Here is a 22,256-nt window from a genome sequence, read left to right as displayed (position 1 = left end):
GATATTGTTAGCCTGACCCGGTGCTTGATCACCTGGACGTCGCGCTGCGTTGCCTGATCGGCGTGGTCTTCCTGGCCGCGACAGCCGGCAAGGTCCGCAGCCGCGCGTCCTGGCAGGAGTTCGTCGCCTCGCTCGCCGCCATGCGGGTGGTGCCGGCGCGGCTCGTCCCCGCCGCCGCCGGTGTGGTCGGCCTGGCCGAAGCCGCCGTCCCGGTCCTGCTGCTGGTGCCGCCGACCCGTCGACTCGGCCACGTGCTCGCGGCCCTGCTCCTGGTCGCCTTCAGCATCGGGATCGCCGTCACGCTGGGCCGCCGGCAACGGGTGGCCTGCCGCTGCTTCGGCGCGACAGGCGCACCGCTCGGCCGGCGACACCTGCTCCGCAACGGCCTGCTGACCACCGCCGCGCTGGTGGGAGTGGCAGCCGCGGGCGCCACCGGCGACGTGCCCCTCGCGGGCGTCGCCGTGGCCGCTGTGGCCGGTGCGGTGGGCGGGCTGCTCTTCGTGTGGTTCGACGACATCACCGACCTCTTCGTCGCCCAGCCCGCGCGGCCCGGTCCCCGGATCCCCGCCGGTCGGCGCGGCGTGCCCGACGGCGACCACAGAAGTGCCGGTGGACCAGTGACCCCGAGGTAGTCGAGCACCCCGACAAGCACGAAGGAGCAACCCCATGGCGTATCTCGCCGCTGCCGTCATCGTCGTCGGCATCATCGGCCTGCTGAATCTGATCCTCACCTTCGGGGTGATCAGGCGGCTCCGCGAGCACACCGTACGGCTCACCGCTGTCGAGGCCGGGCACGGCCACAGCGACCAGATCATGCTCGGGGCCGGGAGTACCGTCGCGCCGTTCCAGGCGGTCACCGAGGACGGCGTGACCGTCACGCGGGACGGGCTGACCGGGCGCACCCTCGTCGCGTTCTTCTCCCCGGACTGCACCCCCTGCCGGGAGCGCATGCCGCAGTTCATCCGGTACGCCGCCGAGCACCCCGGCGGCCGGGACCACGTCGTCGGGGTCGTGGTGAGCGACCGGGACGCCGCCGGCGAGTACGTCGCCGCGCTGACCCCGGTGGCACGGGTGGTCGTCGAGTCCGACGGAGGGCCGCTCTGCACCGCCTTCGGGGTGCAGGGCTTCCCGGCGATCGGCCTGATCGACGAATCCGGCGTCGTCACCGCCAGCGGCTCCCTGATCGAAGACCTCTCGGCCCCCGTGGCCGGATGAGTCCGCCGGGCGACGCCGGCACCCCCGGCCCGTCGGCCCGACCGCCCGGGGAGCCGCCGGGCGGAGCGCCTCGCGAGACCGACCGCCGACGGTGGCCGCTGGTGGCCGCTGCCGCCCTGGGTGCCCGCCTGGTCCGACGCGGGGCGCTCCTGACCACGACCGCCTACGGCCTGGTCACGCTGGCGAGCGGGGTACTGCCGATCGTCACCGCCTGGCTGCTCAAGGTCGTCCTGGACGCGGTCGGCAGCGGCGCGCCCTGGGGCACGGTGCTCGGCGCCGGGGCTGGGCTGGCCGTCGCCGGGCTCGGCACCGCCCTGCTGCCGCAGCTCGGCGCGTATCTGACCGGCGAGATCGGACGGAACGTCGCCCTCGTCGCCGACGACGAGCTCTACCGTTCGGTGGGACGCCAGGTCGGGTTGGCGCGGCTGGAGGACCCGGTCTTCCTGGACCGGCTGCGGTTGGCCCAGGACGCCGCGGCCATGCCGGTCCAACTGGTGGAGGCGGCCTTCGGCCTGGTGCGCGGGGTGCTGCTGGTCGGCGGCTTCGTCGGATCGCTCGCCCTGCTCAGTCCGGCCCTCACCGGCCTGGTCCTGCTGGCCGCCGTACCCGTGTTCCTGGCCGAGTTGGCCCTCGCCCGACGGCGTGCCCGGGTGCAGTGGCAGGTCGGCCCGTGGGAACGTACCGAGATCGTCTACCGGGATCTGCTCCAGGACGTGCAGGCGGCGAAGGAGATCCGGCTGTTCGGGCTGGAGGACTTCCTGCGCGGACGGATGCTGCGGGAGCGACGCCGGGCCAACCAGGCGCTGCGCCGGGTCGACCGGCGGGAGTTGCTCGTCCAGGGCGGGCTGGGGATGCTCGCGGCGGTGGTCGGCGGGGCCGGGCTGCTCTGGGCGGTCCGGGCGGCGTACGCGGGCGAGCTGACCGTCGGCGACGTCTCGATCGTGATCGCCGCGCTCGCGGGCGTGCAGACCGGGCTCAACGCGCTGGTGCGTGCCGTCGCCGGCGGGCACGAGCAACTGCTGCTCTTCGACCACTTCGCGGTGATCGCCGGCGGTCCGGTGGATCTGCCGCTCGCCGTCGATCCGGCGCCGGCGCGGCCACTGCGCCGGGGCATCGAGCTGCGGGACGTCTGGTTCCGCTACGGCGACGAGTTGCCCTGGGTGCTGCGCGGCGTCGACCTGCACCTGCCGGCGGGTCAGGCGGTGGGACTGGTCGGACTCAACGGTGCGGGCAAGAGCACGATCGTCAAGCTGCTCTGCCGCTTCTACGACCCGAGCCGGGGGGCGATCCTCTGGGACGGCGTCGACCTGCGCGACCTCGACGTGGCAGAGCTCCGCCGCCGGATCGGTGCGGTCTTCCAGGACTACATGGCCTATGACCTGAGCGCGGCGGAGAACATCGGGGTCGGCAACCTTCCGGTGTCCGACGACCGGGACCGGCTGGTCCGGGCGGCCCGGAAGGCCGGGGTGCATCCGGTGATCGAGGCGTTGCCGCACAGCTACGACACGCTGCTCACCCGGATCTTCTTCGGTGAGTCGGACCAGGGTGATCTGCAGACCGGGGTGCGCCTCTCCGGCGGGCAGTGGCAGCGGATCGCCCTGGCCCGCGCCTACCTGCGGGAGGAACACGACCTGATGATCCTCGACGAGCCCAGCTCCGGCCTGGACCCCGACGCCGAGTACGAGGTGCACACCGCGTTGCGTGCCCACCGGGCCGGCCGTACCAGTGTCCTTGTCTCGCACCGGCTCGGTTCGATCCGCGACGCCGACCGGATCGTGGTGCTCGCCGAAGGGCGGGTGGCCGAGCAGGGGACGCACACCGAGCTGCTGGCGGCCGGTGGCGCGTACGCCGAGCTGTTCCGTCGTCAGGCCGACGGCTACCAGCTCGATCCGGTACCGGAGGAGGCACTGTGACCCGGCCGATCGCCGTGGCCGCCGCGCTCGTCGCAACCGTGGCGGCGCCGTTCGCGGCGGTGTGGTGGCTGCGTGAGCGGTACGTGCTGGTCACCGTCCAGGGTGAGAGCATGCTCCCCACGTACCGCCCCGGGGACCGGGTGCTGGTGCGGCGGGTGCCGCCCTCGGCTCTGCGAACCGGCCAGATCGTGGTCGCCGGATGGCCCGGCGAGCGGCGGGTGCCGATGCGGCGGTCCCGCGGTGGCGGGCCGGTCCTGGACGAGGGTTGGCTGATCAAGAGAATCGCGGCCCTGCCCGGCGATCCGGTGCCACCGGACCTGCCCGGGCCGGGCGGGTCGCCGGTCGTCCCGCCGGCCGGGGCCGCCGGAAGGGTGCCGGGCGAGGGCGTTGCGCCGGCGACCGTGCCGCCGGGACTGCTGGTGCTGATCGGCGACAACCGGGCGGCAAGTCACGATTCGCGGCAGGTCGGCTACTTCGCTCACTCGGATGTGCTCGGCGTGGTGAAACGCAGGGTCGCTTCAACGGGTCATCGACCGTCATAAACATGTATGATCATCGAAGTCTCGCCTGCCGGCGGGACGGACATCGATAAGGAGGAGCCCGATGATCCGACTGATCGAATCACTGGGCGACCGGGTGCTCAGCCTGGTCGTCCCGAAGACCACGGCCGCCGCCGCGGCGACCGCCTGCACGCCGGGCTGGGGTGCCTACTGCGACTGCAGGTCCGGGAAGCCCTACTACCTGTACTGCCGCTGCGTGAACGGCATCCGGCGCTGCGACTGCACCGCCCGGAACGGGATCGGCACCTGCTGATCCTGCCTCACCCCCGTGAGCCCGCCCCGCCGTCACCGGCAGGGCGGGCTCACTCCTTACCGCCCTCTCGCCCGCCAACCCCGTTGATCATGAAGTTGACGGCACCGGCCGCCCGTTTCGTCCCCGCCAACCTCATGATCGTCAGGCGGGTGGGGGGATCTGGTGGCGGGCGACCGGCTGGGAACGGGGCTGTCGGTCAGCTTCGGCGGAAGGCGTAGAACCGGGTCTGGCCGGCGCGCTGGCTACGGCCGCCGAGCCGGGCCTGCCGCCCGGCCGGCGGGCCCGATCTGGGCGGCGTCGCGGATGCGCCGGGCAGGACCGGCGTCTCCGGGAGCGACACCGGCCCCGCGGCCACGGTGTGCACCCCCGCGCCGACGGCGGGCGACACCACCGGCGCGGTCGCGGCAGGCGGCGCCGTGTCCAGGGACACGGCGGGCGCCACCGGCTCCGCCGGGAGCACCATCGCGGGCGGCTCCACGGTGAGCGCGTCGAGCGTCGGCGCGGTCACCTGCGGCGAGGACTGCTTGCGGGACTTCTTCGGATTGCGCTTCGCGGGCATTCGCGGGCCTCCTGTCGTGCGGGCGCGCCGACCGGGACGCGCCGAGCGAGGGCTCCGGTGCGTTCCGATCACGACAGACACCGCGACCGACGGTGGCGGGGAAGGGATGCGGACGCCCGGAGCAGGACGGGTCCACGGCACTGACGGCGGTGGACCGGGCTCGGAGGTGGGGCGTCACTTACGCATGCCGTAACGCTAACCCGCCGCCGGGTGCCCCGCATCCGAATTAACGCGCGAGACGCACGGCCACCCGCCGGTCACGCCCTGTCGACGTCCCCGCCCGCTCCCCCGACGACCGCGATACGGTCGCAGAACGGCAGCACGGACGAGAGGTGGCGGTACGCATGGCAGAGCAGGCGACGGCGCAGATCGGGGTCACCGGTCTGGCGGTGATGGGCCGCAACCTGGCCCGGAACCTGGCCCGCAACGGCTTCGCCGTGGCGGTGCACAACCGGTCGCCGGAACGCACCCGCAGCCTCGTGGCCGAGCACGGCGACGAGGGCACGTTCGTGCCGTCGGAGTCGCTCGCGGACTTCGTCGGCTCGCTGGAGCGGCCCCGCGCGGTCATCGTGATGGTGAAGGCCGGCGCGCCCACCGACGCGGTGATCGACGAGCTGGTCCCGCTGCTGGAGGAGGGGGACATCGTCGTCGACTGCGGCAACGCGCACTTCGCCGACACCCGCCGCCGGGAGGAGGCGCTGCGCGAGCACGGGCTGCACTTCGTCGGCACCGGCGTGTCCGGCGGCGAGGAGGGCGCGCTGCTCGGGCCGAGCATCATGCCGGGCGGGTCGGCCGAGTCGTACCGCAAGCTGGGGCCGATCTTCGAGAAGATCGCCGCGCAGGTGGAGGGTGAGCCCTGCTGCCGGCACATCGGGCCGGACGGCGCGGGCCACTTCGTGAAGATGGTGCACAACGGCATCGAGTACGCCGACATGCAGCTCATCGCCGAGGCGTACGACCTGTTGCGGGCCGGTCTGTCGGCGAGCCCGGCGGAGATCGCGCAGATCTTCCGGGAGTGGAACGGCGGCGAGCTGGGGTCGTTCCTCATCGAGATCACCGCCGACGTGCTCGGCCACACCGACGCGGCGACCGGCCAGGCGTTCGTGGACGTGGTGCTCGACCAGGCCGAGCAGAAGGGCACCGGCCGCTGGACCGTGCAGAGCGCGCTCGACCTCGGCATCCCGATCACCGGCATCGCCGAGGCCACGTTCGCCCGGTCGCTGTCCGGCCACGCCGGCCAGCGGGAGGCCGCCCGCCGCGTGTTCGGCGACGCGGGCGAGAAGTGGCAGGTGGACGACCGGGAGACGTTCGTCGAGGACGTGCGCCGCGCGCTGCTGGCCAGCAAGATCGTCGCGTACGCGCAGGGTTTCGACCACATCCGGGCCGGCAGCCGGGAGTACGACTGGGACATCGACCTGGGCGGTACGGCCACCATCTGGCGGGGCGGCTGCATCATCCGGGCCGGTTTCCTGGACCGGATCCGGGAGGCGTACGACGCGGAGCCGGACCTGTCGACGCTGCTCGTCGCGCCCTGGTTCGCCGAGCGGATCAGCGACGGCGTACCGGCCTGGCGACGGGTGGTGGCCGACGCGGCCCGGGCGGGCGTGCCGGCACCGGCCTTCGGGTCGTCGCTGGCCTACTTCGACGCGCTGCGGGCGCAGCGGCTGCCGGCCGCGCTGATCCAGGGGTTGCGGGACAACTTCGGCGCGCACACGTACGACCGGGTGGACCGGGACGGCTCGTTCCACACGCTCTGGGCGGGCGACCGTTCCGAAGTGGAGGCGTGAACCCCGCGCTCACCAGGCCCGCTGACCGTCCGGCTCGGGCGCCCATCCGGCGGCCGGCTCGCCTGCCGCCAGCTCGCCGATCTCACCGGAGCGGACCGCCGGGGTGTGCCCCAGCTCGGCGCACCACCGCTGCGCCACGTCGGCGCACAGTGCGGCCACAGCGTCCCGGCGGGCCGGCTCCACCAGGTCGGCGGCGGCCAGGGCAGCAGTCATCTCGTACCGGAGATCGCGCATCCTCCACCCCCGTGGTGGGCGCGAGGCGCGCCCTGCGCCGATCGTAGAGCGGAACGCCCCGCGCCCGGCGGGAAAGCCGGATGCGGGGCGTCACGCTCGGGCCGGATACCGGCCGCGGCCACCAGGGCCGAACATCGCGGTCAGAAGAACCGGCGACGCTTGGCCTTCTGCGGCCGGACCAGGTCGGCACCCTTGGTCAGCAGACGGCTCACCCCGGACGGGCCGCGACGGGCCTCCAGGGTGTGGCTGAGCCGGCGCGCGCCGGCCGCCGCCAGCGGCACGGCGACCGCCATGACCGCCCACTGCGCGATCCGCTTCTGAATCATGTGGTTCACCTCCGCGTTTGTCGTCTACCGGTATCCGTACCCAGCGCGGCGCGTCGGTAAGCGTGACCTCAGGCTCCCGGTGCCACCGGGTTGGGCAGGGCCCCGCCGAAGCGGCGGTCGCGCTGGGCGTACAGCTCGCAGGCGTACCAGAGGTGGCGGCGGTCGAAGTCGGGCCAGAGCGTGTCCAGGTAGACCAGCTCGGCGTACGCGGTCTGCCAGAGCAGGAAGTTGGAGATGCGCTGCTCGCCGGAGGGGCGCAGGAACAGGTCGACCTCGGGCACCTCGGGGTGGTAGAGGTACCGCGCCACCGTCTTCTCGTTCACCTTGGCCGGGTCCAGCCTGCCGGCCGCCACGTCGCGGGCGATCCCGGCGGCGGCGTCGGCGATCTCCGCCTGGCCGCCGTAGTTGACGCAGAACTGCAGCGTCAGCGTCGAGTTGCCGCGCGACATCTCCTCGGCGGTCTGCAGCTCGGAGATGACGCTCTTCCACAGCCGGCCCGCGCGGCCCGACCAGACCACGCGTACGCCCAGGTCGACGAGCTGGTCGCGGCGGCGGCGGATGACGTCGCGGTTGAAGCCCATCAGGAAGCGGACCTCGTCCGGCGAGCGCCGCCAGTTCTCGGTGGAGAACGCGTACGCCGACAGGTAGGGGATGCCCATCTCGATCGCGCCCTCGACGGCGTCGAACAGGCTGTGCTCGCCCTGCTCGTGGCCCTTGGTGCGGGGCAGGCCGCGCTCCTTGGCCCAGCGGCCGTTGCCGTCCATCACGATGGCGACGTGCCGGGGCACCGCGGCGGGCGGCAGCGCCGGCGGTCGGGCGCCGGAGGGGTGCGGGGTCGGCGGCACCGGCTCGCGGCGGGTCGCCCTCGTCGATCGGATCACTCGGTCATCTCCCTGTTCACACCGGCGACGGGCCCGGCGCCGGAGCGCGGCGGGACCACATCCGGTCCCGCGCCGCCGGGCGGCGGGACCGCGCCGGACGCCGGGGCACCCCGGTCGACCAGCGGCAGCGAGCGTAGCGCGCGCTCCAGATGCCACTGGAGGTGCGCCGCGACCAGCCCGCTGCACTCCCGGCGTACGCCGGTCTCGGCCGCGTCGGCGTACCCCCAGTCGCCGGAGGTCAGCGCGGACATCAGCTCCAGCGTGGCCGGCGCGGGGTGGGCGGCGCCGGGCGGCCGGCAGTCCGGGCAGACCGCGCCGCCGGCCGGTACGGAGAACGCGCGGTGCCGGCCCGGCTCGCCGCAGACCGCGCAGGCCGCGAGCGCCGGCGCCCAGCCGGCGAAGGCCATGCCGCGCAGCAGGTACGCGTCGAGCACCAGCGTGGTGGCGTGCTCGCCGCGGGCCAGCGACTTCATCGCGCCGAGGGTGAGCTGGAACAGCCGCAGCGACGGCTCGCGCTCGACCGGGGTGAGCCGCTCGGCGGTCTCGGCGATCGCGCTGGCCGCCGTGTAGCGGGGGTAGTCGCCGAGGAACCGCTTGCCGTACAGCTCGATCGCCTCGACCTGGCTGACGGTGTGCAGCGAGCTGCCCTGGTTGCCCTTGGGGTCACCGGCGAGCTGGAGGTCGACGTGCCCGAACGGCTCCAGCCGCGCGCCGAACCGGCTCGTGGTGCGCCGCACGCCTCGGGCCACCGCGCGCAACCGGCCGTGCCGGCGGGTGAACAGCGTGATGATGCGGTCGGACTCGCCCAGCTTCTGCACACGCAGCACCACCGCGTCGTCGCGGTAAAGCTGTCGGCGGTACCCGGCCATCAGGCCATTCTCCCTCCGGGTGCGATCTCAGGGTCGGCTCGGGGTGCACGGTCGGGCGATCCCCGATGTGCCGGGTGCTCGGCCGGACCTAATGTGCTGGCCATGGCTTCGCTCCGCACCGCTCCCCGGCCGCGCACGGGTCTCCGGCCGCGCAACGTCTTCCGGCCCCGCACGGGTTTCCAGGCACGCACGGGATTCCAGGCACGCGGCGTGGTGGCCGCCACCGCGGCCACCGCCCTCATCGTGCTCGCCGGGTGTGACACCCTCTCGTTCCGCCGCCTCGACTTCGACCAGACCGAGCGGACGAAGATCACCAAGATCACCGTGGACGACGACGGCGCCGGCGACGTCGTGGTCCGGGCCAACGGCCCCACGGACCAGGTACGCGTCAAGCGCGTGGTCCGCTACCAGGGCGACGAGCCGAACAGCCGGTACGAGATCAAGGGCGACGAACTGGTCCTGCCCACCGACTGCGGGCACCGGTGCAGCATCTCCTGGGAGGTGACCGCGCCGCCTGGCGTGGTGGTGCGCGGCGGCACCGGCTCGGGCAACGTCGACCTCAGCGACGTCGGCGCGGTGGAGTTCACGCTCAGCTCCGGCGACCTGACCGTCCGGGGCGCCACCGGCGAGGTCCGCGCGTCCACCACGTCGGGCAACATCCGGGTCGTCCAGGCGGCCGGCCCGGTGCGCCTGCGGGCCCGCTCCGGCGACATCGAGGCCCGCCGGCTCGCCTCCGCGATCGACGCGGAGACCACCTCCGGCAACATCGTCGTCGAGCTGGACCAGCCCGCACCGGCCCGGGTGCACGCCACGAGCGGAGACGTCGACCTGGCCGTACCGGCGGGCCGCTACCGGGTGCGCGCCACCGCGACGTCCGGCGACACCGACGTACGCGTCACCGACGACCCGACCGCCTCGGTCCAGCTCGAAGCGTCCGCCACCAGCGGCAACGTCACGGTCAGCACCCGCTGAGCCGCCGGCGTCCGGCCGGGTGACGGGCATCCACGCACCCCGCCCTCACCTCGGCGATCATGAGGTTGGCGGCGACGAATCCGGGCACGAACTGCCGTCAACCTCATGATCAACGGGGGTGGGCGGGCGGGCGGTCGCGGACGTCGTGAGGACCGGGGGTGGCTCAGCCGGGCCCGTCCCGCCGGGACGCTGGGCGCACGGGGGCCTCGGCCGGGCGGCGCGGCGCCGGCACCCGGGCGCCGACGCTGACCAGCGCGTCCTCCGCCCCGGCGGGGGCCGGGCTGGCCGGGGCGGCCGCCGCCCGGTCGGCCACGGTCCGCCGCGGCTTGCCGGGGATCAGTTCCGGGGTACGCCGGGCGGCCACGTCCTCGACCCAGCCGACCATCAGCGTCACCACACCGACGAGCGCGAAGACCAGCCCCACCCGCAGCCACAGGCCCACCGGGTCACGTGGTGACCAGCCGACCAGGCCGACCAGCGGGGTGAGGAGCACCACGAACGGCATGTGCCAGAGGTAGATCGTCAGCGCGCGCCGGTTCACCACCGTGACCGCCCGGCCGAGCGCCGGTACGCGGTCGACCCAGGTCACGCCGGCCGGCGCCCGGCCGATCGCCACCAGGATGAACGCGGCCGACCAGAGCGCGTTGCCGAGCGGGATGTCGTTGATGTCGTACCCGCGCGGGCCCGGGTGGGTGACGATCCAGGCGAGCCCGGCGGCGCCGACCACAGCGGCAACCGGCAGCAGCACCCGGTTGCGCATCCGGCGCAGCATCCCGTCGTGGTGGGCGAAGCCGAGCAGCCAGGCGCCGAAGTAGAGGCCGAACTCACGCAGCACCGTCGGCGGGTTCGCCAGGACACCGGCCTCGATCGCGACCAGCAGCAGGTACGGGGCGGCGAGCGTGGGCAGCGGCGCCCGGCGGAACAGCCACAGCACGAGCGGTGAGGCGAGGACGAACCACAGGTAGTCCCGCAGGTACCAGATCGGGCTGAGCGCCAGCCCGCCCCAGTAGTTGGCCGGCGGGTCGCTGATCGGGAAGAGCCAGAGCAGCACCTTCGGGCCGAACGCCAGCCCGGTGAGCAGCATGGCCGGTACGAAGACCGCGGCGACCACCCACAGCGACGGCAGGAGGCGGCGCAGCCGGCGCCCGACCGCGCGTACCCCGCTGCGGTCGAGCGACGCCGCCATCAACGACCCGGCCAGGGCGAACATCACCGACATCGCCGGGAACACCAGCGTGAGCGTGGCGTAGCCGGTGACGTGATAGGTGACGACGCGCAGGATGGCCAGGAAGCGGAGCAGGTCCAGATAGCGGTTTCGCATCAGCTCACGGCGGGGTCCGGGGGCAGAGACAATGGTCCCTACCCTGCTCCCGGACGCTGTGAAACAGCCACGAACACCTATGGAAAGTGAGATGTCCCATAGGTCTGGCTGATCCTGATCACCTCGCCGCCGGCCGCCCCGGCCCTGGCGTCAGAAGCCGAGCTTGCGCAACTGCTTCGGGTCGCGCTGCCAGTCCTTCGCCACCCGTACGTGCAGGTCGAGGTAGACCCGGGTGCCGAGCAACTCCTCGATCTGCCGCCGGGCGGTGGTGCCCACGTGCTTGAGGCGGCTGCCCCGGTGGCCGATGACGATGGCCTTCTGGCTCGGGCGCTCCACGTACACGTCGGCGTAGATCTTGGTGAGGTTGCCCTCCGGGATCATCTCCTCGACGACCACCGCGATGGAGTGCGGCAGCTCGTCGCGTACGCCCTCCAGCGCCGCCTCGCGGACCAGCTCCGCCACGAGGACCTGCTCCGGGTCGTCGGTGAGCATGTCGTCCGGGTAGAGCTGCGGTGAGGGCGGCAGGTAGCCGGTCATCACGTCGACGAGCGTGTCGACCTGGTGCCCGGAGACCGCGCTGACCGGCACCACCGCGGCGAACTCGCCCAGCTCGCTCACCGCGAGCAGCTGCTCGGCCAGCCGCTTCTTGTCGACCAGGTCGGTCTTGGTGACCACCGCCAGCACCGTGGCCTTCAGGCTGGCCAGCTCGCCGGTGATGAAGCGGTCGCCCCGCCCGACCGGCTCGTTCGCCGGGACGCACAGGCCGATCACGTCGACCTCGCTCCAGGTCTCCCGGACCAGGTCGTTGAGGCGCTCGCCGAGCAGCGTCCGGGGGCGGTGCAGGCCCGGGGTGTCGACCAGCACGAGCTGCGAGTCCGGCCGGTGCAGCACCGCCCGGATGATGTGCCGGGTGGTCTGCGGCTTGTTCGAGGTGATCGCGATCTTGGTGCCGACGATCGCGTTGGTGAGCGTCGACTTGCCGGCGTTCGGCCGCCCGACGAAACAGGCGAAACCGGCCCGGTAGGGGCGCGCCTCGGGCGTGGTCACTCGACCACCGTGCCGAGGACGGTGCCGTCCGGCGCGGCCACGTGCACCGGCGCGTCGGCGGACAGGTCACGCACCGCGGCGTGCCCGGCCCCGTCCAGCGTCGACGCCTCGGTCACCACCACGGCGGCCTCCAGCCGGCTCGCGCCCGCCGCCACCGCCGAGGCCACCGCGAGCTGGAGCGCGGTCAGGGTCAGCGACGGCAGCGCCACGCTCGCCGCCGCGTACGTCCGGCCGTCCTGGTCGCGGACCGCGGCGCCCTCCACGGCCGCCACCCGGCTCCGCGCGCCCCGGGCCAGGACGACGAGCTTGGCGTCCTCCGCGCTCAGCTCCGCCGGGTCGGCGGGGGTGGGCAGGGCAGCCGGTACGGCGGGTGACTCAGGCATCGGCGGGTTGCCTCTCCTCGGAACGGTTGTTGTCGCCACGCGAATCGGGCGGCTCGCTTCGGTTGGTGCCCTCCGGCGCGTCACCCCGGTCGACCCGGCTCACCAGAACCGTGTCGATCCGGTTGCGCCGGCCGGTGGTGCCCTCGGCCACCAGCCGCAGCCCGGCCACCTCGGCCTCGGCGCCCGGGATGGGCACCCGGCCGAGCGCCTGGGCGAGCAGGCCTCCGACCGTCTCCACCTCGTCGGTGGGCAGCTCGGTGTCGAACAGCTCGCCCAGATTCTCCACCGGCAGCCGCGCGGTCACCCGCACGGCCCCGTCCGGCAGGTGCTCGATCGGCGGGCGCTCGACATCGTACTCGTCGGTGATCTCCCCGACGATCTCCTCCAGGATGTCCTCGATGGTGACCAGGCCGCCGGTGCCGCCGTACTCGTCGACCACGATGACCAGGTGGTTGCGGGCCGCCTGCATCTCGGAGAGCAGGTCGTCCACCGGCTTGGACTCCGGCACGAACGTGGCCGGGCGCATCAGCTCGGCCACCGGCATCTGCCGGGCGCCCTGGTCGCCCTGCACCCGCCGGATCAGGTCCTTGAGGTAGAGCACACCGAGCACGTCGTCGACGTTCTCCCCTATCACCGGGATGCGGGAGAAACCGGAGCGCAGGAACAACGCCAGCGCCTGCGCGAGCGTCTTGCGTTCCTCGATCCACACCATCTCGGTACGCGGCACCATCACCTCACGGGCGATGGTGTCGCCGAGTGCGAAGACCGAGTGGATCATCTGGCGCTCGCCGTGCTCCACCACCCCGCGCTGCTCGGCCAGGTCGACCAGCTCCCGCAGCTCCACCTGGGTCGCGAACGGCCCCTCGCGGAAGCCCTTGCCGGGGGTGACCGCGTTGCCGATCAGGATCAGCAGCGACGCCAGCGGGTTGAGCGCGCGGCCCAGCCAGCGCACCAGCGGCGCGACCGCGCGGCCGACCGCGTACGCGTGCTGGCGGCCGATCGTGCGCGGGCCGACACCGACGACGACGAAGCTCACCACGGTCATCGCGCCGGCGGTCACCAGCGCCGCCCGCCAGCCCGCGCCGAACGTGTCGACAGCCACCAGCGCGACGAGCGTGGTGGCGGTCAGCTCGGCCAGCAGGCGCAGCAGGAGCAGCAGGTTCAGGTGGCGGACCACGTCACCGGCGACCGCCTGGAGGGCACGCCCGCCGCGGGCCCCGTCCCGGGTCAGCTCGGCCGCGCGGGCCGGGGAGACGGCGGCCAGCGCCGCCTCGGTCATCGCGATCAGGCCGGCGAGCACCACCAGCCCGGCGGCGAAGAACAGGAGTTGAAGATCGGGCAGACCGGCGGGGGCACGGACCGCCGCCAAGGCGTCCATCACCGCGACCGGGTCGACCGCCAGCTGGCCAGCAGCCGGGCCTGGAGGCCGAACATCTCCCGCTCCTCCTCGGGCTCGGCGTGGTCGTAGCCCAGCAGGTGCAGCACGCCGTGCACGGTGAGCAGGTGCAGCTCGTCGGCGGCCGAGTGCCCCGCCGCGGCGGCCTGCTTGGCCGCCACCTCCGGGCAGAGCACGATGTCGCCGAGCAGGGCCGGCTCACCGCCGGCCGGGCTGCTCTCGCCCGGGCCGTGGTCGACGCTGCCCTCGTCCATGGGGAAGGCGAGCACGTCGGTCGGGCCGTCGCCACCCATCCACCTGTGGTTCAGCTCCGACATGTATTCGATGTCGACGAGCAGCACGGACAGCTCGGCGAGGGGGTTGACCCCCATCTCGTCGAGGGCGTGCCGCGCGACGGCGAGCACGGCGTCGGTGTCGACGTCGACACCCGACTCGTTGGCGATCTCGATGGACAACTGTCTTCCTCTGATGATGTGACGGCTTGGGCCGGCAGGTCAGCGGCGCCGGCCGGCCCGGCCGCCCTGGGCGGTCCGCCCCGGTACGGCGTGCACGCTCTGCGCCTGCTGGTTCTCCCGCTCGGCGTCCCAGCGGGCGTACGCGTCGACGATCTCGCCCACCAGCTTGTGGCGCACCACGTCGGAGCTGGAGAGCTGGGCGAAGTGCACGTCCTCGACGTTGTTCAGGATCTCCCGGACCACCCGCAGGCCGCTGGTCGTCCCGCCGGGAAGGTCCACCTGGGTGACGTCACCGGTGACAACGATCTTGGAGCCGAAGCCGAGCCGGGTGAGGAACATCTTCATCTGCTCGGGCGTGGTGTTCTGCGCCTCGTCCAGGATGATGAACGCGTCGTTGAGCGTGTTGTGAGTCACCAGGAAGTCGTCGGTGACGTAGAGCGAGTCCTCCGCCGCGACCTGGATGCACATCGTCTCCCGCACCCCGGCCGGGATGATCGAGTCGATGAACCGCATCGGCCGGCCACCGCCGTGCTCGTCGTAGAGCCGGCGCTTACGCGACAGGCGGAACGGCGCGACACCGGCGGGCAGCCGGATCTCCACGATGTAGGCGTCGGACCGGTACGGAACCGGCCGACCCTTCGCCAGACCGGGCTTGCGTCCCTCGGCCGGACGAACCCGCGCCGTGGCCACCCCTCCGAGCGACTCGACCAGGTGGACCACGTCGTCGCACAACCGGGGGGAAGTGGTCGAGTACTGCACGCGGCACGTGCGCCCGGCCTGGGTGACCGGCCCGCCGTCGGTGTCCAGCAGCCCTTGCAGGACCGCCAGCCGGACGCCGATGCTGTTGTTCTTGTAGACCTCGGGGACGAACTTCGTGCCCGAGGTGGCACCGTCCAGCCCCAGTTCGCGGACGGCCACCGTCACCGGGTTCGCCACGATCACGCCGCCGCGGTGCCCGTTGACGTGCCGGAGGACGTAGTCGTAGTCACCCTTGCGGACCAGTTGGATGTCGACGAGCGCCTCCTCCAGCGCGGTCGCCAGCTCCGGGTCGGCGGTGCAGAAGGCCGGCGTGGTGCGGCACGAGATCGCGCCGTCGCCGAGCAGCAGCCCGAGCGCGTACGGGTCGAGCGGAACCGCCCGCGGCTCCATCTGCACCGGCGCGACGAGCGGGAGTTCGTAGCGACGGGTGTGGCCCCGCCGCTCGTTGCCGATCATCTCCTGCGTCTCGATCGTGCGCCGACGCCCACGCCGCTTGTCGTCCGGCGTGGCGACGGTCCACAGGTGCTCACCACAGCAGAGCGTGGACGCGCCGTCCTGCGTGGTGACCCGGTAGGTCTGCTTCGGCCCCTGCGGGTAGATGCCGATCACCGGTGTGGGCGTCCCGTTCGAGCCGATGACCAGGTCACCGACCTGGAGCGAGCCGAACGGCCGGAAGCCCTCCGGCGTCAGCACCCGGGCGTCGTACGGCTGGGCCCGCCCGCGCATGTACGCCAGCGGCGCGACCTCGATCGTGCCGGCGGCCATCAGCTTCGGGATGGTCTCCGGGTCGAGCATGTCGTGCAGCGCGTCGTAGAGCGGGCGCAGGTAGGGGTCGATCTTCTCGTTCAGGGTGCCGGGCAGGAAGCCCAGCCGCTCCCCTGCCTCGACCGCCGGCCGGGTCAGGATGATCCGGTTCACCTGCTTGGCCTGCAGCGCCTGCACGGCCTTCGCCATGGCCAGGTAGGTCTTGCCGGTACCGGCCGGGCCGATGCCGAAGACGATGGTGTGGGCGTCGATCGCGTCGACGTACTTCTTCTGCCCCAGCGTCTTGGGACGGATGGTGCGGCCGCGCCGGGAGAGGATGTTGAGCGTCAGGACCTCGGCGGGCCGCTCGGCGCCGCCCTGCTCGAGCATGCCGACGGTACGCCGTACCGCGTCTGTGGTCAGGGTCTCGCCTTTCTCGATCAGTTCGAGCAGCTCACTGAAGAGGCGCTCGGCGAGGGCGTTGTCGGCGGGGGCGCCGGTGATGGTGATCTCGTTGCCGCGGACGTGGACGTCGCTGTCGATCGAGCGCTCGACGAGCCGCAGGATCTCGTCGCCCGCGCCGAGCAGGTTCACCATGATCTTCTGGTCTCCGACCGTGATCCTGGTCTGCACACGCGGCGTGCCGGGAGGTGGGGTGCCGGTCATAGGTCGGGCCCGTCGGGCCCTGCGCCACCTGCTCTCCGCTTCTCGGGCGCCGGGCCCTGGTGGCGCGGCGAACGGTTACCTCCCATCGTATCGGGTCGGCACCGTACGCACCGCGCCCATTTCCGGTGCTCGCCGGTCAGTCGCCGACGCGGAAGTCGTACCCGTCGAAGGTCTCCTGGGTGCGGGTGAACCGGTAGGTCGCCCAGTGCATCCGGACCACCACGCCGCGCTCGTCACGGGTCAGCCGCAGCAGCTCCCCCACCTCGCGGCCGGAGACCGTGCGGAACACGTCCGGCCGGTCCGGCAGCGACGCGAACACGGCGGGCGGCTTCCCGGCCGGGTCGTCCGCGCCACGCGCCCGCAGCGTCCCGTCGTGCCAGGAGAAGACGTACTCGAAGCCCTCGCCCCACCAGCGGCCCAGCACACCGCGCAGGTGGTCCGGGGCGGGCGGGCCGGGACGCCACGGCTCGATCTCCACCGGGTCGTGCTCGGCGGCGGCGGCCAGCAGCCGGTGGGACAGGTCGAACACCTCCACGCCGGTGCCGGACGACCCGAGCACGGCGGCGCCCATCGCCCCGGCGGTGCCCTGCCCGCCGCGCCGCCCGTAGACGGCGGCGAGGAATCCGGGCATCGCGCCGTCGTGGCCCACGTGGGTCACCCGCTCCGGCTGCGGAACCAGGATCAGCCCCAGCCCGAAGCCGGCCGCCCAGACCGACTCGTCGGTGGGGGTGAGCGGCCAGCGCATCTCCTCGACTGTCGTCGCGGCGAGCACCGCGCCGTCCGGGTCCACCGCCGCCGGGTCGGCCAGGAACGCGGCCCAGCGGGCCATGTCCGTCGCGGTGCTCCAGAGCTGCGCGGCGGGGGCCACCGCGCCGAAGTCGGCGGGTGGTTCCGGGTGGGCCTCGTCGGAGTACGCGTCGACCAGGAACCCGGTCGCGGCGCGCTCGGTCGGGTGCGGGCCGGTGGCGGTCAGCCCGAGTGGGCCGAGCACCCGGTCGGCCAGCACCTCAGCCCAGGTGCCGCCGCGCAGCCGGGCGACCGCCTCGCCGAGCAGCGCCAGGCCGAGGTTGGAGTAGTGGAAGCGCCGGCCGGTGGGCAGCACCCGCTCGACCCGGGCCAGGTCGGCCAGCATCTCGTCGACGGCCGGGGCGCGCAGGCTGTCCCACACGTCGCCGTGCGGCTCGCGTTGCAGGCCGGCGGTGTGCGACAGCAGCCGGCGTACGGTCGCCTCGCCGTGCGCGGGCAGGTCGAGGTGCCGCCCGATCGGGTCGTCCAGGTCGAGCAGGCCGTCGTCGCGGCACTGCATGACGAGCGCCGCGGTGAAGGTCTTGGTGACCGAGCCGATCCGGAACACCGTCTCCGGCCCCAGCGGGGTGTCGTTGCCGGTGTCGCCCACCGTGCAGGTCCAGAGCGGCCGGTCGGCCCGGTGCAGGGCGGCCGACACCGCCGGGATCCGCCCGGTGGCCTGCGCCTGGCGCACCATCCGGCCGAGCCGGTCGGAGACGTCGGTCATCGGCAGAGCATCGGGCCGAGCGGCGCGCCGCCGAGCAGGTGGGCGTGCACGTGGAAGACCTCCTGGCCGCCGTACGGGCCGGTGTTGAACATCAGCCGGAACCCGTCCACGGTCAGGCCCTCCTCCTCGGCGACCACGGCGGCGGTCTGGAGCACCTCGCCGGCCAGCTCGGGCGCGCCCTGGGCCAGCGTGGCCACGTCCGCGTAGTGCTCCTTCGGGATCACCAGCACGTGGGTGGGCGCCTTCGGGTCGATGTCCCGGAAGGCCAGGGTGGTGGCGGTCTCGCGGACGATGGTGGCCGGAATCTCCCCGGCGACGATCCGGCAGAAGAGGCAGTCCATCGCAGCAGTGTAAGGAGGGGCCCCTGCTTAACGCCTCCGGTATGGGAAGGGGCCCTTTTTAACAGTCTGGCCCGGTGCGGCAGGATGGCCGCCATGTCGGGACGGGCGGTGCTGGTGACGGGGGCCTCGCGGGGCATCGGGCGGGCGGTGGCGCGGGCGTTCGCCGCAGGTGGAGACCGGGTGGCGATCCACCACCGGGACTCGGCCGGGCTGGCCGAGCGGCTGCGCGCCGAGTTGCCGGGTGACGGGCACGTGGTGGTCCGCGCCGACCTGGCCGACGCCGACGCGGTACGGACCATGGTGGACGAGGCGGCCCAGCGACTCGGCGGCCTCGACGTACTCGTGAACAACGCCGGGGTGTTCGGGCCGGCCGATCCCCCGCACCCGGTCTTCGAGAGCAGCTACGAGCAGTGGCGGGCGCGCTGGCGTGAGGTGCTCGACACCAACCTGGTCGGCGCCGCGAACGCCGCCTGGTGCGCCGCGCAGCACATGCGCGAACGCGGCGGCCGGATCGTGAACGTGTCGTCCCGGGGCGCGTTCCGGGGTGAGCCGGCGAATCCGGCGTACGGGGCCAGCAAGGCCGGGATGAACGCGATGGCCCAGTCGCTGGCGGTGGCGCTGGCGCCGTACGGCATCGGGGTGGCCTGCGTGGCGCCCGGCTTCGTGGAGACCGACATGACCAACGAGCACCTGAAGAGCGAGCGGGGCGAGGCGGTACGCGCCCAGTCCCCGTTCCAGCGTGTGGCCCGGCCGGCGGAGATCGCCGCGGCGGTGCACTGGCTGGCCAGCCCCGAGGCCGAGTGGGCGTCCGGCACCATCATCGACCTCAACGGCGCCTCCTACCTCCGCTCCTGACCCCCGCCCCTGACCTCCGGCGATCTTGCACTTTCGGCCCTGACAAAGCCCTGCAAAAGGGGCACACCGAGGGCCCAAGCTGCAAGATCGACGCGACGGTAAGGGCGGGGGCGCGGCCGCGAGAACAGGGCGCGCGGGTTACCAGTGGGTCAGGCGGGTGGCCAGGACCGTCAGGGCTGCCACGCCTGCCGTGGACGTGCGCAGGACGGACGGGCCCAGGCGGACCGTGCGGGCGCCCGCCTCGGCGAACGCGGCCAGCTCGTGGTCGGCGATGCCGCCCTCCGGGCCGACCACCAGGACGATCTCGCCGGCCGCCGGCAGGTCGACGGTGGTCAGCCGGTCCTGCGCGCCCTCGTGCAGCACGTACGCGCCGGCCGCCCCGGCGATCCGGCGGGCCACCGAGACGGTGGACTCGTCCGGCGCGCCGGCCACCACCGGCAGCCACGGGCGGCGGGCCTGCTTGGCCGCCTCCCGGGCGGTGGCGACCCACTTCTGCCGGGCCCGTTCGCCCCGCTCACCGCGCCACTGCGCCACCGAGCGGGACGCCGCCCAGGGCACGATCTCGTCCACCCCGACCTCGGTCATCGCCTGCACGGCGAGTTCACCCCGGTCGCCCTTGGCGATGCCCTGCACCACGACCAGCCGGGGCACCGGAGCGTCCGCGTACCCCCGGCTGGTGAGCCGCAGGTCGAGCGTGCCGCGGCCGACGGCGGTGACCACCGCGGCGGCGGTGCCGCCCCGGCCGTCGGCGAGCACCAGTTCCTCGCCGACGCGCAGCCGCTGCACGGTGGCCGCGTGGTGGCCCTCCGGGCCGTCCAGCGTCAGCGTGTCACCGGTGGGCAGCGCGTCGACCAGGAACAGCGGCGCGGACACCTCAGGCGTGCCCGTTGAAGGCGTCGCGCATCCGGGAGAAGAAGCCGCCCTGCTTGGTCAGCTCGGCGACCTCCTCGCCGCGCGTCTTGGCGAAGTCGCGCAGCATCCGCTCCTGGTCGGCGTCGAGCTTGGTCGGGGTACGCACGTCCAGGTGCACGTAGAGGTCACCCCGGCCGGTGCCGCGCAGGTGCGGTACGCCCCGGGCGCGCAGCCGCAGCGTGCTGCCGGGCTGGGTGCCGGGCTTGACGTCGACCGTCTCCTCGCTGTCCAGCGTCTTGATGGTCAGCCGGGTGCCGAGCGCGGCGGCGGTCATCGGCACCGTCACCCGGCAGTGCAGGTCGTCGCCCTTGCGGGAGTAGACGTCGTGCGGCCGCTCGTGGATCTCGACGTAGAGGTCGCCGGCGGTGCCGCCGCCCGGGCCGACCTCGCCCTGCTGGGCCAGGCGGATCCGCATGCCGTCCTCGACCCCGGCCGGGATCTTGACGGTCAGCGAACGGCGGGTACGCACCCGGCCGTCGCCGGCGCAGGTCGGGCAGGGGTGCGGGATGGTGGTGCCGTAGCCCTGGCAGACGGTGCAGGGCCGGGCCGAGACCACCTGGCCGAGGAAGGTCCGCTGCACCGACTGCACCTCGCCGCGGCCGCCGCACGCCTCGCAGGTGGCCAGGTGGGTGCCGGCGGCGGTGCCGGCGCCGGAGCAGGTGGTGCAGAGCACCGCGGTGTCGACGGTGATCGGCGCCTCGACGCCGAACGCGGTCTCGTTGAGGTCCAGTTCCAGGCGCAGGATCGCGTCCGCGCCGGGGCGGGTACGCGGACGCGGGCCCCGGCTGCCGCCCGCGGCGCCGCCGAAGAACGCGTCCATGATGTCCTGGAAGCCGACGAACGGACCGGCGCCGCCCGGGCCGCCGGGACCGCCCGCGCCACCGCCGCCCGGGGCGAGCGGGTCGCCGCCCAGGTCGACGATCTGCCGCTTCCGGTCGTCCGAGAGGACCTCGTACGCGGCGTTGATGTCCTTGAACTTCTCCTGAGCCTCCGGGTCCGGATTGACGTCCGGGTGGAACTGCCGCGCCAGCTTGCGGTAGGCGCGCTTGATCTCGTCGTCGGAGGCGTCCCGGCTCACGCCGAGAATGCCGTAGTAGTCCCTGGCCACTGCGTTAGGTGTCCTCATGTTCGTCTCGCGTCGCTCCGGTCGTCGGCCGGAACCGGCCGTCGGCCCTGACTGGTCAGTTCTGGGCCAGCAGTTCGCCCACGTAGCGTGCCACGGCCCTCACCATGGCGATATTGCCGGGGTAGTCCATCCGGGTCGGCCCGAGCACGCCGAGTCCGCCGACGATCGTGCTGCCCGGTCCGTAGCCGGTGCTGACCACCGAGGCGGCCCGCAGGTTGTCGTATTCGTTCTCGTCGCCGATGAGCACCCGGGTGGTGCTCGGCTCGGTCTCGCCGATCAGCTTGAGCAGCACGACCTCTTCTTCGAGCGCCTCCAGGATGGGCCGCAGCGAACCCTGGAAGTCGAGCAGGCCACCCCGGGTGAGGTTGGCCTGGCCGGCCAGCGCGAGGCGCTCCTCGTGCCGTTCCACGAGCGTCTCCAGCAGCACGGTGGAGAGCGTGGTCATGGCCGGGCGCAGATGCGGCGCCGACTCGTCGACGAGCGCCTGCACCAGCGGCGGCGTCTCGGCGAGCTGGCTGCCGACGAGCTTCTCGTTCACCAGCCGGCGCAGGTCGGTCACGTCGTCGGCGGGCACCGGGGCGGGCAGCTCCACCAGCCGCTGCTCGACCCGGCCGGTGTCGGCGATCATGACGACCATCAGCCGGGTGGTGGAGATCGGCACCAGCTCCAGGTGGCGCACCTTGGAGCGGGCCAGGCTCGGGTACTGCACCACGGCGACCTGCCGGGTGAGCTGGGCGAGCAGCCGGACCGTACGGTGCACCACGTCGTCCAGGTCGACGGCGCCGACCAGGAAGCGTTCGATCGCCCGGCGCTCGGCCGGGCTGAGCGGCTTGACCCGGGAGAGCCGGTCGACGAAGAGGCGGTAGCCGCGGTCGGTGGGCACCCGGCCGGCGCTGGTGTGCGGCTGCCGGATGTAGCCCTCCTCCTCCAGCACCGCCATGTCGTTGCGCACCGTGGCCGGCGAGACGCCGAGCTGGTGCCGCTCGACCAGGGCCTTGCTGCCGACCGGCTCCTGCGTGGCGACGTAGTCCTCGACGATGGCGCGCAGCACGGCGAGTTTGCGGTCGTCGAGACCCATTCCCCACCTCCTGACGCACCTCGGTCCGGCCGGCGCGCGGCATCCGCCGGGCGGCTGGCACTCGACTGTAGCGAGTGCCAGTCTACGTCGG

The 22,256-nt window shown here is 73.3% G+C and carries 23 protein-coding genes and 3 pseudogenes; 8 read left to right on the top strand and 18 right to left on the bottom strand.

Going from position 1 to position 22,256, the window contains the following annotated elements; genetic code table 11:
- The first annotated feature begins 20 nt into the window (after nucleotides 1-20).
- The 5 genes from ACN27C_RS15810 to ACN27C_RS15790 all read left to right on the top strand — a co-directional run bounded on the left by ACN27C_RS15810 (nucleotide 21) and on the right by ACN27C_RS15790 (nucleotide 3,941).
- Nucleotides 21-632 (top strand): MauE/DoxX family redox-associated membrane protein, encoded by a 612-nt coding sequence (locus ACN27C_RS15810; protein ID WP_422751485.1) that lies wholly within the window; start codon nucleotides 21-23, stop codon nucleotides 630-632.
- A gap of 34 nt (nucleotides 633-666) precedes the next feature.
- Entirely contained in the window at nucleotides 667-1,215 is a 549-nt protein-coding gene (locus ACN27C_RS15805; protein WP_422751484.1) for a TlpA disulfide reductase family protein, read from the top strand.
- Nucleotides 1,216-1,316: 101 nt separating this feature from the next.
- A complete protein-coding gene (locus tag ACN27C_RS15800; protein ID WP_422751483.1) occupies nucleotides 1,317-3,128 on the top strand; it encodes an ABC transporter ATP-binding protein in 1,812 nt (603 codons plus the stop codon).
- Nucleotides 3,125-3,670 (top strand): S26 family signal peptidase, encoded by a 546-nt coding sequence (locus tag ACN27C_RS15795; RefSeq protein ID WP_422751482.1) that lies wholly within the window; start codon nucleotides 3,125-3,127, stop codon nucleotides 3,668-3,670. The genes ACN27C_RS15800 and ACN27C_RS15795 overlap by 4 nt, the downstream gene beginning before the upstream one ends.
- Nucleotides 3,671-3,731: 61 nt before the next feature.
- Nucleotides 3,732-3,941: a hypothetical protein gene (locus ACN27C_RS15790; protein WP_120568514.1), complete on the top strand. Its 210-nt coding sequence runs from the start codon at nucleotides 3,732-3,734 to the stop codon at nucleotides 3,939-3,941.
- Nucleotides 3,942-4,137: 196 nt separating this feature from the next.
- Here the strand turns inward: ACN27C_RS15790 and ACN27C_RS15785 are convergent, their stop codons facing one another.
- Entirely contained in the window at nucleotides 4,138-4,500 is a 363-nt protein-coding gene (locus ACN27C_RS15785) for a hypothetical protein (protein WP_422751481.1), read from the bottom strand.
- A gap of 344 nt (nucleotides 4,501-4,844) precedes the next feature.
- Between ACN27C_RS15785 and gndA the strand changes: the two genes are divergently transcribed.
- Nucleotides 4,845-6,287 carry an NADP-dependent phosphogluconate dehydrogenase gene (gene gndA / locus ACN27C_RS15780; RefSeq protein ID WP_422751480.1) on the top strand — a complete coding sequence of 481 codons (1,443 nt, stop codon included), beginning with the start codon at nucleotides 4,845-4,847 and terminating at the stop codon, nucleotides 6,285-6,287.
- Between the two features lie 9 nt (nucleotides 6,288-6,296).
- Here the strand turns inward: gndA and ACN27C_RS15775 are convergent, their stop codons facing one another.
- From ACN27C_RS15775 to recO, 4 genes are all read right to left on the bottom strand, one after another.
- Nucleotides 6,297-6,521, bottom strand: a complete 225-nt coding sequence (locus ACN27C_RS15775; protein ID WP_091421712.1) for a thioredoxin reductase — start codon at nucleotides 6,519-6,521, stop codon at nucleotides 6,297-6,299.
- Nucleotides 6,522-6,661: 140 nt separating this feature from the next.
- Nucleotides 6,662-6,847, bottom strand: a complete 186-nt coding sequence (locus tag ACN27C_RS15770) for a hypothetical protein (RefSeq protein WP_073831832.1) — start codon at nucleotides 6,845-6,847, stop codon at nucleotides 6,662-6,664.
- Nucleotides 6,848-6,915: 68 nt separating this feature from the next.
- Complete coding sequence (locus ACN27C_RS15765; protein WP_030274649.1) at nucleotides 6,916-7,692, bottom strand: isoprenyl transferase; 777 nt, start codon at nucleotides 7,690-7,692, stop codon at nucleotides 6,916-6,918.
- Between the two features lie 32 nt (nucleotides 7,693-7,724).
- Entirely contained in the window at nucleotides 7,725-8,597 is an 873-nt protein-coding gene (gene recO / locus ACN27C_RS15760; protein WP_018787340.1) for a DNA repair protein RecO, read from the bottom strand.
- A 102-nt stretch (nucleotides 8,598-8,699) separates the two neighbouring features.
- Between recO and ACN27C_RS15755 the strand changes: the two genes are divergently transcribed.
- Complete coding sequence (locus tag ACN27C_RS15755; protein ID WP_422751479.1) at nucleotides 8,700-9,569, top strand: DUF4097 family beta strand repeat-containing protein; 870 nt, start codon at nucleotides 8,700-8,702, stop codon at nucleotides 9,567-9,569.
- Between the two features lie 163 nt (nucleotides 9,570-9,732).
- Here the strand turns inward: ACN27C_RS15755 and ACN27C_RS15750 are convergent, their stop codons facing one another.
- The 10 genes and pseudogenes from ACN27C_RS15750 to ACN27C_RS15705 form a co-directional block, all read right to left on the bottom strand.
- On the bottom strand, nucleotides 9,733-10,890 hold the full coding sequence (locus ACN27C_RS15750) for an acyltransferase family protein (RefSeq protein WP_422751478.1): 1,158 nt from the start codon (nucleotides 10,888-10,890) through the stop codon (nucleotides 9,733-9,735).
- Nucleotides 10,891-11,040: 150 nt separating this feature from the next.
- Complete coding sequence (gene era / locus ACN27C_RS15745; RefSeq protein ID WP_357795448.1) at nucleotides 11,041-11,937, bottom strand: GTPase Era; 897 nt, start codon at nucleotides 11,935-11,937, stop codon at nucleotides 11,041-11,043.
- Nucleotides 11,934-12,320, bottom strand: coding sequence for a cytidine deaminase (locus ACN27C_RS15740; protein ID WP_120568509.1), 387 nt, complete (start codon nucleotides 12,318-12,320; stop codon nucleotides 11,934-11,936). Before ACN27C_RS15740 ends, era begins: the two co-directional genes overlap by 4 nt.
- Entirely contained in the window at nucleotides 12,313-13,722 is a 1,410-nt protein-coding gene (locus ACN27C_RS15735) for a hemolysin family protein (protein ID WP_199733337.1), read from the bottom strand. Before ACN27C_RS15735 ends, ACN27C_RS15740 begins: the two co-directional genes overlap by 8 nt.
- Nucleotides 13,698-14,171 carry an rRNA maturation RNase YbeY gene (gene ybeY, locus ACN27C_RS15730; protein WP_091421737.1) on the bottom strand — a complete coding sequence of 158 codons (474 nt, stop codon included), beginning with the start codon at nucleotides 14,169-14,171 and terminating at the stop codon, nucleotides 13,698-13,700. Before ybeY ends, ACN27C_RS15735 begins: the two co-directional genes overlap by 25 nt.
- Nucleotides 14,172-14,210: 39 nt before the next feature.
- Nucleotides 14,211-14,573: pseudogene (locus ACN27C_RS15725) on the bottom strand (PhoH family protein); the annotation flags it as partial.
- A 312-nt stretch (nucleotides 14,574-14,885) separates the two neighbouring features.
- Nucleotides 14,886-15,320: pseudogene (locus ACN27C_RS15720) on the bottom strand (phosphate starvation-inducible protein PhoH); the annotation flags it as partial.
- Between the two features lie 324 nt (nucleotides 15,321-15,644).
- A pseudogene (locus ACN27C_RS15715) lies at nucleotides 15,645-16,340 on the bottom strand (PhoH family protein); the annotation flags it as partial.
- A 136-nt stretch (nucleotides 16,341-16,476) separates the two neighbouring features.
- Nucleotides 16,477-17,853, bottom strand: a complete 1,377-nt coding sequence (locus tag ACN27C_RS15710; RefSeq protein WP_422751477.1) for a serine hydrolase domain-containing protein — start codon at nucleotides 17,851-17,853, stop codon at nucleotides 16,477-16,479.
- On the bottom strand, nucleotides 17,850-18,194 hold the full coding sequence (locus ACN27C_RS15705; RefSeq protein WP_013475524.1) for a histidine triad nucleotide-binding protein: 345 nt from the start codon (nucleotides 18,192-18,194) through the stop codon (nucleotides 17,850-17,852). The genes ACN27C_RS15710 and ACN27C_RS15705 overlap by 4 nt, the downstream gene beginning before the upstream one ends.
- Nucleotides 18,195-18,287: 93 nt before the next feature.
- Between ACN27C_RS15705 and ACN27C_RS15700 the strand changes: the two genes are divergently transcribed.
- Nucleotides 18,288-19,049 carry an SDR family NAD(P)-dependent oxidoreductase gene (locus ACN27C_RS15700; protein WP_422751476.1) on the top strand — a complete coding sequence of 254 codons (762 nt, stop codon included), beginning with the start codon at nucleotides 18,288-18,290 and terminating at the stop codon, nucleotides 19,047-19,049.
- 138 nt (nucleotides 19,050-19,187) lie between these two features.
- Here ACN27C_RS15700 and ACN27C_RS15695 read toward each other — a convergent pair whose 3' ends face one another.
- The 3 genes from ACN27C_RS15695 to hrcA form a co-directional block, all read right to left on the bottom strand.
- Nucleotides 19,188-19,922 carry a 16S rRNA (uracil(1498)-N(3))-methyltransferase gene (locus tag ACN27C_RS15695; RefSeq protein WP_121683479.1) on the bottom strand — a complete coding sequence of 245 codons (735 nt, stop codon included), beginning with the start codon at nucleotides 19,920-19,922 and terminating at the stop codon, nucleotides 19,188-19,190.
- Nucleotide 19,923: 1 nt separating this feature from the next.
- Complete coding sequence (gene dnaJ / locus ACN27C_RS15690) at nucleotides 19,924-21,069, bottom strand: molecular chaperone DnaJ (protein WP_176710436.1); 1,146 nt, start codon at nucleotides 21,067-21,069, stop codon at nucleotides 19,924-19,926.
- Between the two features lie 73 nt (nucleotides 21,070-21,142).
- A complete protein-coding gene (gene hrcA, locus ACN27C_RS15685) occupies nucleotides 21,143-22,165 on the bottom strand; it encodes a heat-inducible transcriptional repressor HrcA (RefSeq protein ID WP_091572036.1) in 1,023 nt (340 codons plus the stop codon).
- Nucleotides 22,166-22,256: the final 91 nt, after the last annotated feature.

This window comes from Micromonospora sp. WMMD1219 (assembly GCF_049315215.1).
Taxonomy (GTDB): domain Bacteria; phylum Actinomycetota; class Actinomycetes; order Mycobacteriales; family Micromonosporaceae; genus Micromonospora; species Micromonospora tulbaghiae.
Note: the sequence above shows the minus strand (reverse complement) of the source record. Positions and strands in the feature narration are given on the sequence as shown.

Bases quoted from the DNA above. Each gene is read 5' to 3' on its own strand.
- ACN27C_RS15705 (WP_013475524.1), bottom strand. From the start codon at position 18,194: ATGGACTGCCTCTTCTGCCGGATCGTCGCCGGGGAGATTCCGGCCACC.
- gndA (WP_422751480.1), top strand. From the start codon at position 4,845: ATGGCAGAGCAGGCGACGGCGCAGATCGGGGTCACCGGTCTGGCGGTG.
- ACN27C_RS15770 (WP_073831832.1), bottom strand. From the start codon at position 6,847: ATGATTCAGAAGCGGATCGCGCAGTGGGCGGTCATGGCGGTCGCCGTG.
- ACN27C_RS15750 (WP_422751478.1), bottom strand. From the start codon at position 10,890: ATGCGAAACCGCTATCTGGACCTGCTCCGCTTCCTGGCCATCCTGCGC.
- ACN27C_RS15790 (WP_120568514.1), top strand. From the start codon at position 3,732: ATGATCCGACTGATCGAATCACTGGGCGACCGGGTGCTCAGCCTGGTC.
- ACN27C_RS15740 (WP_120568509.1), bottom strand. From the start codon at position 12,320: ATGCCTGAGTCACCCGCCGTACCGGCTGCCCTGCCCACCCCCGCCGAC.
- recO (WP_018787340.1), bottom strand. From the start codon at position 8,597: ATGGCCGGGTACCGCCGACAGCTTTACCGCGACGACGCGGTGGTGCTG.
- ACN27C_RS15755 (WP_422751479.1), top strand. From the start codon at position 8,700: ATGGCTTCGCTCCGCACCGCTCCCCGGCCGCGCACGGGTCTCCGGCCG.
- hrcA (WP_091572036.1), bottom strand. From the start codon at position 22,165: ATGGGTCTCGACGACCGCAAACTCGCCGTGCTGCGCGCCATCGTCGAG.
- ACN27C_RS15805 (WP_422751484.1), top strand. From the start codon at position 667: ATGGCGTATCTCGCCGCTGCCGTCATCGTCGTCGGCATCATCGGCCTG.
- ACN27C_RS15775 (WP_091421712.1), bottom strand. From the start codon at position 6,521: ATGCGCGATCTCCGGTACGAGATGACTGCTGCCCTGGCCGCCGCCGAC.
- ACN27C_RS15710 (WP_422751477.1), bottom strand. From the start codon at position 17,853: ATGACCGACGTCTCCGACCGGCTCGGCCGGATGGTGCGCCAGGCGCAG.
- ACN27C_RS15785 (WP_422751481.1), bottom strand. From the start codon at position 4,500: ATGCCCGCGAAGCGCAATCCGAAGAAGTCCCGCAAGCAGTCCTCGCCG.
- ACN27C_RS15700 (WP_422751476.1), top strand. From the start codon at position 18,288: ATGTCGGGACGGGCGGTGCTGGTGACGGGGGCCTCGCGGGGCATCGGG.